Annotated in this window: 10 protein-coding genes; all 10 read left to right on the top strand. The window is 39.4% G+C overall.

The window, feature by feature from the left end:
* The first annotated feature begins 2,108 nt into the window (after positions 1 to 2,108).
* The 10 genes from cas6 (at position 2,109) to alaS (ending at position 13,970) form a co-directional block, all read left to right on the top strand.
* Positions 2,109 to 2,840, top strand: a complete 732-nt coding sequence (gene cas6 / locus HMPREF2805_RS05335; protein WP_075231702.1) for a CRISPR-associated endoribonuclease Cas6 — start codon at positions 2,109 to 2,111, stop codon at positions 2,838 to 2,840.
* Positions 2,821 to 5,058, top strand: a complete 2,238-nt coding sequence (gene cas10, locus HMPREF2805_RS05330; protein WP_075231701.1) for a type III-A CRISPR-associated protein Cas10/Csm1 — start codon at positions 2,821 to 2,823, stop codon at positions 5,056 to 5,058. Before cas6 ends, cas10 begins: the two co-directional genes overlap by 20 nt.
* The gene (csm2, locus tag HMPREF2805_RS05325) at positions 5,059 to 5,430 is read left to right on the top strand and encodes a type III-A CRISPR-associated protein Csm2 (protein ID WP_075231700.1); all 372 of its coding nucleotides are present in this window, start codon (positions 5,059 to 5,061) and stop codon (positions 5,428 to 5,430) included.
* Positions 5,430 to 6,092 (top strand): type III-A CRISPR-associated RAMP protein Csm3, encoded by a 663-nt coding sequence (csm3, locus tag HMPREF2805_RS05320; protein WP_075231699.1) that lies wholly within the window; start codon positions 5,430 to 5,432, stop codon positions 6,090 to 6,092. Before csm2 ends, csm3 begins: the two co-directional genes overlap by 1 nt.
* A 1-nt stretch (position 6,093) precedes the next feature.
* Entirely contained in the window at positions 6,094 to 6,999 is a 906-nt protein-coding gene (gene csm4 / locus HMPREF2805_RS05315; protein ID WP_075231698.1) for a type III-A CRISPR-associated RAMP protein Csm4, read from the top strand.
* Positions 6,996 to 8,078, top strand: a complete 1,083-nt coding sequence (gene csm5, locus HMPREF2805_RS05310; protein WP_075231697.1) for a type III-A CRISPR-associated RAMP protein Csm5 — start codon at positions 6,996 to 6,998, stop codon at positions 8,076 to 8,078. The genes csm4 and csm5 overlap by 4 nt, the downstream gene beginning before the upstream one ends.
* Positions 8,075 to 9,235 (top strand): type III-A CRISPR-associated CARF protein Csm6, encoded by a 1,161-nt coding sequence (gene csm6 / locus HMPREF2805_RS05305; RefSeq protein ID WP_075231696.1) that lies wholly within the window; start codon positions 8,075 to 8,077, stop codon positions 9,233 to 9,235. The genes csm5 and csm6 (HMPREF2805_RS05305) overlap by 4 nt, the downstream gene beginning before the upstream one ends.
* A 16-nt stretch (positions 9,236 to 9,251) precedes the next feature.
* Positions 9,252 to 10,541 carry a type III-A CRISPR-associated CARF protein Csm6 gene (gene csm6, locus HMPREF2805_RS05300; protein ID WP_075231695.1) on the top strand — a complete coding sequence of 430 codons (1,290 nt, stop codon included), beginning with the start codon at positions 9,252 to 9,254 and terminating at the stop codon, positions 10,539 to 10,541.
* 303 nt (positions 10,542 to 10,844) lie between these two features.
* Entirely contained in the window at positions 10,845 to 11,330 is a 486-nt protein-coding gene (locus tag HMPREF2805_RS05295) for an LURP-one-related/scramblase family protein (RefSeq protein WP_075231694.1), read from the top strand.
* Between the two features lie 21 nt (positions 11,331 to 11,351).
* The gene (gene alaS / locus HMPREF2805_RS05290) at positions 11,352 to 13,970 is read left to right on the top strand and encodes an alanine--tRNA ligase (protein WP_075231693.1); all 2,619 of its coding nucleotides are present in this window, start codon (positions 11,352 to 11,354) and stop codon (positions 13,968 to 13,970) included.
* The last annotated feature ends 28 nt before the right edge of the window (positions 13,971 to 13,998 follow it).

Here is a 13,998-nt window from a genome sequence, read left to right as displayed (position 1 = left end):
TACCTATCTACCTCGAGAGGGGCCGGAAACTACTTCCTCTGCGTGTACGTTAGTAACTCCCAAACCTAGAGTATAGCTACCTATCAACCTCGCGAGGGGCCGGAAACTCTGTCTGAACGATAATTGCAACACGCTCACTTTCGGTATATCCACCTATCTACCTTGAGAGGGGCCGGAAACCCCAAAAGTTCTGGATTTTCGTAGATGTTCCCGATAGTGTAGCTCCCTATCTACCTCGCGAGGGGTTGGAAACCCAGTCTACGAGTCGTTGTCGTATAGCTACCAATCTACCTCGAGAGGGGCCGGAAACTCTTCTTTTGATAGATTTAACATATCCATATAATGCGTATAGCTACCTATCTACCTCGCGAGAGGACGGAAACTAGAAGTCAGCGTCAAATGTTCCTTTTACTCCAAGTATAGATACCTATCTACCTCGCGAGGGGCCGGAAACTTTTAGGGTTTAGTCTTGTTAATTCATCTTTAAGTTCGTATAGATACCTATCTACCTCGAGAGGGGCCGGAAACCCATGAAGTTCTTAGTGAAGTCTTTTTCTTCTTTGCTTGGGGTATAAGAACCTATCTACCTCGAGAGGGGACGGAAACTTTTGTAGTTCTGGACTTTCGTTCACTGTTGCATAGTATAGCCCCCTATCAACCTCGGGAGGGGCCGGAAACGAAAGCTTCTTTATCTTTTGTAGTGATGGTTGGGTGTAAAACATCCTATTCACCTCGAGAGGGGACGGAAACGCATAAATTGAGACATCAATATTCTTTTCTAAACCTAGGGTAAAAGAACCTATCCACCTCGCGAGGGGCCGGGAATAATAACTGATTCGTCAGAGCCATGCGAGCGACCTTATTCGGTATAAGAACCTATCTACCTCGAGAGGGGCCGGAAACGACCAGATATCACCCTGTTGTACAAGTTCTTTAGCGTATAAGAACCTATCTACCTCGGTAGGGGCCGGAAACCTTCATCACTCCACCTCCTCGACTTCAATACCCTCATAATGTAGAACAGCCTATTCACCTCGCGAGGGGCCGGAAACGGTTTACGTACTGTACGACCAATAAGTGCTACAATAGTATAGCTACCTATCTACCTCGCGAGGGGCCGGAAACGTGCTGGCAAGAAACGTTCGAACCCTTTTTCAACCGTATAAGAACCTATCTACCTCGCGAGGGGCCGGAAACTCTTTCAGGTCGAAAACTTCATATAGTTCCATTTAAAAGTATAAGAACCTATCTACCTCTCAAGTGGCCGGAAACTAACCAACGTATCTGATGACATTCATATCAGGGTTTAGAGTATAGGTATATCTCCCTATCTACCTCGAGAGGGGTCGGAAACCCATTTCCTACAACGTGAGAGAAGAATCCGAGTTCAGTATAATTCCCTATCTACCTCGCGAGGGGCCGGAAACTGTGGGGCATATTCAGAATGTTCAGCACATGAAATTTGGTCAGGTATAAGAACCTATCTACCTCGAGAGGGGCCGGAAACAATTTTTTTGAAGAAACATAAACATCAGCACCATTTTGTATAGGCATCTATCTACTCGCGAGGGACCGGAAACTAACACCAATTATCGTAATACTTAACCCATCCAGTTGTATAATTCCCTATCTACCTCGCGAGGGGCCGGAAACCTTCAGCCTGTGCCTGCTTCGGTCGAATATCGTTCGGTATAGCTACCTATCTACCTCGCGAGGGGCCGGAAACAATTCAGGTTTTGCATAAATAGAAACATCAAGACCTTTGTGCATAGCATCCACTTTACCTCGAGAGGGGCTGGAAACTCGGTTTTGCCATCGTATTCTTTGCGATACCTGTACGTCTGTATCGCTACCTGTCAACCTCGCGAGGGGCCGGAAACTTTCCGTCTTTACCTTTTTCTAGCCAATCTTTGACAGTATAGCTACCTATCTACCTCGGAAGTGGCCGGAAACTGTTGTCTATTCGGCTTATGTAGTCTTTTTTTATGGGTATAGCTACCTATCTACCTCGCGAGGGGACAGTTTCATAAGGGGAAAGGATTTTAAAAGTAAAAGAAAAAAGCGCTCATGAGAAAGCAAAAGCGCAATTGTATTAATAAAGGAGGCATATGAAACGCATCGAACTATCATTTAAGCGGATTGAACAATCACCGAGCGACCTGTCGACAAAATTCCAAGGTTTTCTCATGGAAAAACTAGAACCAGACTATGTGACTTGGCTACATGAGCAGGAGACCAACCCCTACTCACTAAAAATCATCCATCAAAAGGACAAGACCCTATGGTCCCTTCATCTCCTGACGGATGAGGCTGTCAAGCAGATCTTGCCTGTTCTCTTGGAGCTCAAGAAAGTAGAACTTCATGATTTGCCGACTCTCATGGTGGAATCTTTCTCCATGCAAGATCTCAGTTCAGAGCAACTCTTTGAGTTCTTTAATGAAAACCAAGATCGGTCACTCTTTACTATTCATTTTCAAACTCCGACAGGATTTCGCTCCCAAGGAGAGTACGTACTCTTTCCGACCATGCGTCTCATCTTTCAGAGTTTGATGATGAAGTATGCACGTCTGGTCGAGAATCGTCAGGACATCGAAGAGGAAACCCTGGACTACTTGGTCAAGCATAGTAGAATTACCGGCTATAGATTGGAATCCAGCTATTTTAAAGTCCATGGTAAAAAAATCCCTGGATTCAGGGGGAGACTGACCTTTAAGATTACAGGTCCAAATACCTTGAAAGCATACGCTAATATGCTTCTAAAATTTGGAGAGTACTCAGGTCTCGGTATGAAAACTAGCTTAGGGATGGGAGGTTTAGAACTTGAAGAAAGAAAAGATTGATTTAGTTTATGGATCGCTTTTGCACGCCATCGGCAAGGTGATTCAAGGTTCCAGGTATGATGAGAAAGACCTGGGTACCATTGGGTCCGAATGGTTTAAACGCTTTTCGGATAATGAAAAAATAGCCCAGCAGATAGCCAAGGCGACTTCTAGTGATTTGCCGACGGATTTAGCTCCTGATAGTTTGGTCTATATCACGTCAGCTGCTGCAAAGATTGCTTCAGGCCTAAAAGGGGTAGCAAGAATTCATGAAGGAAAAGAAGATTTCCTAAGCAAACAATCGGATATCTTCAATGTATTTTCAGATAGCCCTAGTCAGCGTTATCTCGATGCACGACTATTAGAGCTTGACGGGGAACCAAACTATGCTAAGGGATCGAGTGAGCCGTCTGACCAGTCAGACTATGACTTGATAGTAGAGACCTTAGAAAAAGAGTTTGAGAGATTGGACTTTAGCCAGTCTGAGATAGATACCCTTTTGAATCTTCTTGAGTCTACTCTTTCCTATGTGCCTGTTTCGACAAGGACCAAGGAATTATCAGATATTTCTCTAGCAACCTACAGTCGTCTGACAGCTGGCTTTGCCCTAGCTATAGAAAACTATTTAGCAGACAAGAATTGCCGTGACTATGAGAAGGTACTGGGGCAAGATTTAGAAGCTTTTTATAGCGAGAAGGCCTTTTTATTAGCAAGTTTTGACTTGTCAGGGATTCAGGATTTTATTTACAATATCGCAACAGCTGGTGCAGCCAAGCAACTAAAAGCACGTTCCTTGTATTTAGATTTTATGGGGGAACATATCGCTGACAGCTTACTGGAGAAGTTAGAGCTTACGAGGGCTAATCTCCTCTACGTCGGTGGTGGGCACGCCTACTTTATCCTTCCAAACACTGAAAAAACTAGAGAAACCTTGGCTAACTTTGAAGCAGAATTCAATCAGTTTTTGGTCAAGCACTTCCAGACAGGTTTATACGTAGCATTTGGTTGGAGTCCGTTTTCTGCCAATGATATGACAACGACACTGGCCGACTATCGAAAAGTCTATCAAACAACTAGTCGGATGATTTCCCAAAAGAAAATTTCTCGTTATGATGCCAAAACTCTCCTTGAACTCAACCAAGGAGGAAAAAGTTCCCAGAGAGAATGTGCTATTTGCCACTCAGTCGAAAAGCTTACCAAGTATAAAGATCAAGAGGTCTGCCATATCTGTGCTGGAATGTATCGCTTTGCCAAGGAAATACAAGAAAGCTACTATATTGTCACAAAAGAAAAAGGCCTCCCGATAGGTCCGGGAGCCTATATTAGTGGTATTTCCAAAGCCGACCTCGCTAATGAAGAGTGGGATCGTGTTTATGTCAAGAATAGCTATAGTACAGATATCCTAAAAGCAACCCATGTCTTTGTCGGAGATTACAAGTATGATGAGATTTATGAGTATGCTAAACTATCTCAGGAGTCTGGTCAAGGTATCAAGCGTCTGGCAGTCGTTCGACTAGATGTGGATGACCTAGGAGCAGCCTTTATGGCTGGGTTCTCCTATCAAGATGGTGGCAAGTATAATACTCTGGCACGCTCGGCAACCTTCTCTAGAAGTATGAGTCTCTTCTTTAAGGTCTATATCAACCAGTTTGCCAAAGAGAAAAAACTATCAATCATCTATGCCGGTGGAGATGATGTATTTGCTATTGGTTCTTGGCAGGATATTATTGAGTTTACTATTTGTCTCCGACAAAACTTTATCAAGTGGACAAATGGCAAATTAACCCTATCAGCAGGGATCGGACTCTTTCCAGATAAGACTCCAGTTAGCCTCATGGCTGAAGAAACTGGTAAGTTAGAAGGAGCAGCCAAGGATAACGACAAGGATAGTATTTCCCTTTTTGAAAAAAATTATACCTTGAAGTTCGACCAATTCATTAACAATGTTTATAATGGAAAACTTAAGAGTATTCGTTACTACTTTAATATTCAAGATGAGCGCGGAAAGAGTTTTGTATACAGACTGATTGAGCTCCTTCGTAACTACGATCGTATGAATATTGCTCGATTAGCCTATTATTTGACTCGTTTGGAAGACCAGACACCTAAAGACAAAAAAGAAGAGTTTAGAAAGTTTAAAGATTTATTCTTTTCTTGGTATACAGGTAGCGACAATGAACGTAAGGAAGCAGAGATAGCTTTACTTCTATATATTTATGAGATTAGAAAGGATTCATAGATGGCAATTTTAACAGATGATAATTACGTAGATAAGGCAGAAAAGGTTATTAAATCTTTGAATCGTAATAAAAGGGACCCAAAGTTATTTATTTTAACAACTAGTAAAATTCGAAACCTATTAAATTTGACTAGTACCCTCTTTGATGAAAGTAAGGTTAGAGAGTACAAGGATTTGGCTGACAAAATTGCCTATTTAAGAGTGCAGTTTGTTTATCAATCGGGCCGAGAAACTTCGGTTAAAGACTTGGTAAAAAAGGCTGAAATTCTAGACATACTAAAAGAAATAAACAATAAGGAAAGTCTCCAACGTTTTTGCCGCTATATGGAAGCGCTAGTAGCTTATTTCAGATTTTATGGAGGAAAAGATTAATGGCATTTGCAAAAATTCAAGTAACAGGACAAATTCGTCTAGAAACAGGACTTCATATTGGGACAAGCAATGCTTTTGCAGCGATTGGTGCTACGGACTCACCTGTGATTAAAGATCCAATTACGAACTTACCCATTATTCCAGGATCTAGTATCAAAGGGAAAATGCGTACCCTTCTAGCAAAAGTATATAATACTACATTAGCAGAAAAACCAGGAGACGATGGGGAAATTATTAGTCGTCTCTTTGGGAATAGTTCAGACAAAAACTATAAAGTAGGAAGACTTATTTTTAGAGATGCCTTTCTAACTAACAAAGATGATTTAGATTCACGAGATGTCAAAAGTTATACTGAAGTTAAGTTTGAAAATACGATTGACCGTATCACTGCTGAAGCAAATCCAAGACAAATTGAACGTGCCATCCGAGACAGTGTCTTTGGATTTGAGCTGATCTATGAGGTGACAGACAAGAGTCAAGCTCAAGTAGAAGAAGACTTTAAAGTGATTTTTGATGGATTAAAACTGTTGGAACTTGATTATTTAGGTGGTTCAGGCTCTCGTGGATATGGTAAAGTTGTTTTTGAGGATCTTAAAGCAAATACAGTTTTCGGAAACTATGATGTTAGTAGATTGAATGAACTTTTAACTACGGAGGTCTAGTATGACCTATAAGATGTATATTATGAACTTCCATACTGCTCACTTTGGTGCAGGTACTCTGGATAGTTCTAAAATGACTTTTGCAGCTGACCGATTATTTTCTGCCTTAGCTATTGAGGCAAAAAAAATGGGAAAAATGGAGGAATTCGTGTCAATAGCGGGTCAAGATGAATTTGTTTTGACTGATGCCTTTCCTTATCTGTCAAGTCCATTTTTACCTAAGCCAATAGGATTTCCAAAGTTTGAACAGCCAGACTTAACAACGGATGTCAAGGAAGTAAGACGTCAAGCAAAAATGGCAAAGAAACTTCAGTTTATCCCTTTGGATAATTTTGATTCTTATGTAAATGGAACGCTTTTTAAAGATGAAGAACACGTAGTAACAAATGTTGTCACAAAAAATCAACCTCATGTGGATGGGGCTCTTTATCAAGTTTCTACTGTTAGATTTAGAGATGACTCTTCACTTTATGTGATTGCAAACGAGTCTGAGCTCTTGAATGAACTCATGACAAGCTTGCAGTATACAGGAATTGGTGGGAAGCGTTCTAGTGGCTATGGACAATTTGATTTGACTATATTAGATTTACCAGATGGCTTCAAAAATCGTCTTACCAAGGTCCATCAAGGACCTGTCATGACTTTGACAACTTCACTACCGGTTGAACATGAACTTAAAAACACAATGGAAGCTAGTTCTTATTTACTAAGTAAATCAAGTGGTTTTGCTTTTAGTACAGAAACCAATGAAAATTACCGTAAGCAGGATTTATATAAGTTTGCTTCTGGCTCTACTTTCTCTAAAACCTTTACAGGACAGATTGTGGATGTAAGACCTCTTGATTTTCCACATGAAGTATTAAATTATGCTAAACCACTATTTTTTAAGATGGAGGGAGAAAGATGAAAACAGAATATAGAACTTTTCAATTCAGCCTTCTTTCTATGGCTCCTATCCATATTGGCAGTGGTGATAAGTACACTTCTCGTGAATTTATCTATGAAAATGGGTACTTTTATTTCCCTGATATGGGTAAGTTTTATAATCGAATGGTGGAGAAAGGTTATGATCAGAAGTTTGAGCGCTTCTTACAAGAGAGAAAGCCAAGAGCAAGTAATAATCGTTTGATTTCCTTTTTACTGGATAACCGTATTTCTGACCGTGATTTTGGTGGTTATAGAATTAAAGAGACAGGTTTGGAAACTGAAGAGAATGATAATGATTCCAAATTAGGTGCTATTAATGAAGTAGTAAAGTTTATGAGAGACCCGTTTGGGACTCCATACATTCCTGGAAGTTCATTAAAGGGTGCTATTCGAACTATTCTAATGAACACAAATCCTGACTGGAACAATAAAAAGGTGGTTGATACTCGTGGTAAACGTCCTAAGGAAAATAAAAATATGATCTCCTGGGGAGCTAAGAAAGGTAAAGAATTCAATGACTTATTTAATGCCATTCGTGTTAGTGATAGCAAACCATTTAGTAATGAGAGTCTTATTTTAGTTCAAAAATGGGACTGCTCAGCCAAGTTGCTAAAAGTAAAACCTTTACCTCTATACCGAGAAGCTATTGCTCCTTTGACTAAAGTAGAGTTTACAATTACCACAACGACAGCAGAAGCGGCAACTTTAATTGAAAAATTTGAAGATAAGGCACTAGAGTTTTATAAGGGTTATAAAAACTTTTTCCTAAAAGATTTTCCGGAAGATAAGATCCAAGATAATATTGACTATCCTATATACTTGGGTGCTGGTAGTGGAGCTTGGACAAAAACAATTTTTAAACAAGCAAATGGAATCATACAAGACCGCCACAAGAAACCGGTACAAACTAAGATGAAGGGTAAAGGTGTGTTAAAGCTTACAAAAGCACCAATGAAAAGTGTTAAAACAACACAAGCAACTCGTAAACTGATAATGAATAATGAATCCTTCTATGAAATGGGGAAAGCTAATTTCATGATTAGGGAGATTTTACAATGAAAATTTTGATATCCGCTGTTAGTGATTCCGATCCGATTAGAGGATTTCATGATGGTGCTCTGGTTCATATTGCAAGAAAGTATCGTCCAGATAAAATTATTATTGTGTATTCTGATAAGATGCTTCCTAATAAAGAGCGAAATAATAAAGTTCTTTTCTCTATATCTGAAAACTATAGACCAGAAATTATTATTCATGAAAAAATAATTATTGGTGAGGATGTCTTTATTTTCGATAAAATGTATGATGAATTCTCAAAAATAATTAATGAATGTTACTCAAAAGAAGATGAATTTATTTTGAATCTTTCTAGTGGAACACCACAGATATGCGCTGCTCTTTTTATTATCAATCGTTTGAGTGGTATAAATGTCAAAGCAGTTCAAGTTGCTTCTCCACAAAAGGGGCCAAATATAGGAGATAAACATGATATAAGTGAAGATATTGATGATTTGATTTCATTAAATGAAGATAGTACCGATCAGTTTGTGGATCGTACTTTGGAAGATAGTGCGGAGAAATTTAGTCAGGATTTAATGAAGAAAACTATTCGTGATTTTATTACGAAATATGATTATAAAGCTAGTTTAGAGTTAGCAAATCAATTACCAGATTTTTCTGGTTTGAAAGAAGCGCGTAAAAAATTGCAAGATATTGTAGATGCGCTAGATAGACAAGATATTCCCCAAACTTTTAAAAATAGAAAATGGAGTGATGAGAAGAAGAAGGTTCTCAATGCTTATCTAACAATTGAATTGCAAAAAGAACGTGGGAATTTCAGTGAAGGACTCATTAGAATTAAAACCTTGACTGAATTTATCTTGGAAGATTATATTGATAACCGTTATCCAGGATTATTGGATAGATATGTAGATGAATCAGAAAAATATTTCTTGGGAATTTGGGATTATAGTAAAATTCTTAAAGAAAAAAAAGAGTGGACTTTATATAATCAAATTAAACCAATGATCAACATGAACACTTCACGAAATACAGTAGCCCATAGATTAGATTCTATAAAAGCTGAAGACTTAAAACAGATGGGTCCTGTTCTAAAAACCTTAAAAGGGCTAGTTAAGGAACAGTATCAACTCACCGAGAAGGATTTTAATTTTTACAAGGGATTAAATAAGGAATTATTAGAATTACTGAAATAATGAGAGGTAGAATATTTTGGAAATTTTAATTTCAGCAGTTGGAACGACAGATCCGATAAGTTATAATCGAGATGCAGCTTTATTACATATTGCTCGAACTTACAGACCTGAACAGATTGTTTTGGTTTATAGTGAAGAAATGTTAGTAAAAAATGATCTAGTTGAGAAAGCATTATGTTCAATAGAGGGTTATCATCCTAAAGTGGTTATTGAATCAATCATATTGAAAAATGATGAAGTCTATCTATTTGATAAAATGTATGAAGTGATGGGGCAGATTATCGAAAAATATTCTGGAACAGATCATCAATTAATCTTAAATCTCTCCTCAGGGACACCTCAGATTATTTCTGCTTTATTTGCTTTGAATCGAATTAATGATTATAATACGCAAGCTATACAGGTTGCAACGCCAAACAAATCAGCAAATAGAAAGTATGTGCCACTTTCAAGTGAAGACGAACAAAGGCTATTTGACGAAAATCAAGATAACCAAAAAGATTACGAAAACCGTACAATCAAAGATGAAGCAGAGAAATTTAATCAGTCTCTAATCAAACGATATTTAAGAAATTTAATCTCTTCTTATGATTATATTGCTGCACAAGAATTAGTCGCTAGGAAAGAATACAATAAATTGCTCTCTAAGAAAAAGTTATATCGTTTAAGAGTCATATTAAATGATTTTGTAAAAGTATTTAAAACTCAAGCGATTTTAAAAGATATTCAGGGATATTCACTTACAGAAGTTGAGAAAAAAGCTCTTAATTACTTTTTAATGATTGAAGTTTTGAAAGAAAGAGGGCAGGTTGCTGATGTCTTAATCAAATCAAAGTCTTATGTTGAATTTATCATCGAGGAGAAGATAAAGAAAGATTATCCAGAATTGATAAAATATGATGGGACTTTTCCAAAGTTAAATGAAGAATACAAGGATTTTGAAGCTATTTTAGACTTCATTGACGTAGAATTTAAGAAAGCCAAGGGTATAAAAGATGAGAAGGAAAGAATCTATTCACCTCAGTCAACCTTAAATCTCTTGTCTTATGAAAATATTCTATCTTATTATCAAGTTTCTCTTGAATTACTTAAGTCGATAAAGCTAATAAATAGCTTGAATGGTGAGAGAAATAAGGTGGCACATGGCTTGTCAGAGATTGATAGTAAACTAGTCAATTCTAGAAAATTGCAACAGACAATAGATACCTTACGCTTTATTTTACAAGATACATTTGAGATTGATGATAGCTATTTCTCTTGTTATCAAACACTCAATAAAGAAATGCTTGACTTACTTCGTCAATAATGTATACCTTTATTGATAGGTCTAGATTGCTACTGAAACATTTCATGAGATTATGAGTCTTTGTTTATCAGTTGACTCAAACTCAAAAAAACGATATAATAAGAAAGTTGAGAATTGATTTTCACTTGTCTTAGTCCAGAGAAATGGCGGTGCTGCGAGCCATCTAAGCTAGAAACTCATGCTACTCAATTTAACAATTGCATAATAAGAACAAGAGAATGACAAGTTCATTGAATGAAGGTGGTACCGCGGTTTTTCGCCCTTCGTGATATGAGCTTGTCTTTTGATTTTTTGGAGGTGTTGATGAAAACATTTCTTGTAAAACAAAAGTTTCGTCTTGGAGGCGAACGCTTCGCTATCAAGGATGACAGGGGAGAAATCGCCTATCAGGTGGAGGGATCATTTTTTAAGATTCCCAAAACCTTTACCATCTATGATGCTAATGGTGAACAGGTCAGTCAGATCAGTAAAGAAATCTTGACCTTGCTTCCTCGCTTTGAGATTCAGCTTAGGGATGGCTCGAGTTTTGTCATTCGTAAGAAGTTGACCTTCTGGCGAGATAAGTATGAGTTTGATAATTTAGGTTTTCGTATCGAGGGCAATATCTGGGATTTGGATTTCAAATTGCTGGATGATCGCGATCAGTTGATTGCGGAAATTAAGAAGGAACTCTTCCATCTGACCTCTACCTACACTGTAACGGTCCTTGAGGACGCTTATGCAGACCTAGTCATTTCCCTCTGTGTTGCGATTGACTATGTGGAGATGCTGGAAAGCCAATCACATTAAACAAGTAAATAAGGAGACAATATGAAACAACTATCTAGTGCACAAGTACGCCAAATGTGGCTTGATTTCTGGGCGACCAAAGGTCACTCTGTAGAACCATCAGTAAGTTTGGTTCCGGTAAATGACCCAACTCTTTTGTGGATCAACTCTGGGGTAGCAACCCTTAAGAAATACTTTGACGGGACCATCATCCCTGAAAATCCACGTATTACCAATGCTCAAAAGGCTATTCGTACCAACGATATCGAAAACGTAGGGAAAACTGCGCGTCACCATACCATGTTTGAAATGTTGGGGAACTTCTCAATCGGTGATTACTTCCGTGACGAAGCCATCACTTGGGCTTATGAGCTTTTGACAAGTCCTGAATGGTTTGATTTCCCAGCTGAAAAACTTTACATGACCTACTATCCAGAAGATAAAGATTCATACAACCGCTGGATTGAAGTGGGAGTGGATCCAAGTCACTTGATTCCAATCGAAGACAACTTCTGGGAAATCGGTGCGGGACCGTCTGGACCAGACACAGAGATTTTCTTTGACCGTGGGGAAGCCTTTGACCCGGAAAATATCGGTATTCGTCTGCTTGCAGAAGATATCGAAAACGACCGTTATATCGAAATCTGGAACATTGTTTTGTCACAATTTAACGCAGACCCTGCTGTTCCTCGTAGTGAATACAAGGAATTGCCACACAAGAACATTGATACGGGCGCTGGTTTGGAGCGTTTGGTAGCGGTTATCCAAGGTGCTAAGACTAACTTTGAAACAGACCTCTTCATGCCAATCATTCGTGAAGTGGAGAAATTGTCTGGTAAGGTCTATGACCAAGATGGCGACAACATGAGCTTTAAGGTCATCGCTGACCACATCCGTTCACTTTCATTTGCCATCGGTGATGGTGCCCTTCCAGGAAATGAAGGTCGTGGTTATGTCCTTCGTCGTCTCCTTCGTCGTGCCTCTATGCACGGTCAAAAATTGGGTATCAACGAGCCTTTCCTTTACAAACTCGTTCCAACTGTTGGAAAAATCATGGAAAGCTACTACCCAGAAGTGCTTGAAAAACGTGACTTTATCGAAAAAATCGTCAAGAGCGAAGAAGAATCATTTGCCCGTACTCTTCACTCAGGTCAACACTTTGCCCAAGGCATCGTAGCTGACTTGAAAGAAAAAGGTCAATCTGTCATTGCTGGTCAAGATGTCTTTAAACTCTATGATACATACGGATTCCCAGTGGAATTGACAGAAGAAATCGCAGAAGAAGCAGGAATGACTGTAGACCGTGAAGGATTCGAAGCAGCCATGAAGGAACAACAAGAACGTGCGCGTGCGTCTGCTGTCAAAGGCGGATCTATGGGCATGCAAAACGAAACCCTTCAAAACATCACTGTAGAAAGTGTCTTCAACTACAATGCTAGCCAATTGTCTTCTAAGTTGGTGGCTATCGTAGCGGATAATGCAGAAGTAGAAGCTGTAACAGAAGGAACTGCATCTCTTATCTTTGCAGAAACACCATTCTATGCTGAAATGGGTGGACAAGTAGCTGACCACGGTCAAATCTTGGATGCTCAAGGAAACGTAGTAGCGACTGTGACAGACGTTCAAAAAGCACCAAATGGACAAGCATTGCACACCGTTGAAGTTCTTGCTCCTCTTGCTTTGAACCAAGAATACACTTTGGCCATCGATAGCAATCGTCGTCACCGTGTCATGAAGAACCACACAGCAACTCACTTGCTCCATGCGGCCCTTCACAATATCCTTGGCCACCATGCTACTCAAGCAGGCTCACTCAACGAAGTAGAATTCCTTCGCTTTGACTTCACCCATTTCCAAGCCGTAACTCCAGAAGAATTGCGTGCTATTGAGCAACAAGTCAATGAGAAGATCTGGGAAGCCATCGCAGTTAAGACTGTTGAGACAGACATTGACACAGCCAAAGAAATGGGAGCTATGGCCCTCTTTGGTGAGAAGTATGGTAAAGAAGTTCGTGTTGTGACCATTGGTGACTACTCAGTAGAGCTTTGTGGTGGTACTCACGTAGGTAACACTTCTGAAATCGGTCTCTTCAAGATTGTCAAAGAAGAAGGAATCGGATCAGGAACTCGTCGTATCTTGGCAGTGACTGGTAAGGAAGCCTTTGAAGCTTATCGTGAACAAGAAGATGCACTGAAAGCAGTCGCAGCAACCTTGAAAGCTCCTCAACTCAAAGAAGTACCTCACAAGGTTGAAGGACTTCAAGAACAACTCCGTCAATTGCAAAAAGAAAATGCAGAATTGAAGGAAAAAGCAGCAGCAGCGGCAGCAGGCGATGTCTTCAAGAATGTTCAAGAAGCAAATGGCCACCGTTATATTGCAAGCCAAGTTTCTGTTTCAGATGCAGGTGCCCTTCGTACCTTTGCAGATAACTGGAAACAAAAAGACTACTCAGATGTGCTTGTTCTTGTCGCAGCCATTGGTGACAAGGTCAATGTCCTTGTAGCCAGCAAGACAAAAGAAGTGCATGCAGGTAATGTGATTAAAGAATTAGCTCCAATCGTCGATGGACGTGGTGGTGGTAAACCAGACATGGCCATGGCAGGAGGAAGCAACCAAGCAAAAATCCAAGAATTGTTGGATGCGGTAGCAGGTAAATTATAAGAAAATAAAGATCTATCTATTCGGATAG

The sequence above is a fragment of the Streptococcus sp. HMSC034E03 genome (assembly GCF_001811505.1).
Taxonomy (GTDB): Bacteria; Bacillota; Bacilli; order Lactobacillales; family Streptococcaceae; genus Streptococcus.
The sequence above is the reverse complement of the archived record's forward strand: the minus strand, read 5'-3'. Positions and strand labels throughout refer to the sequence as shown.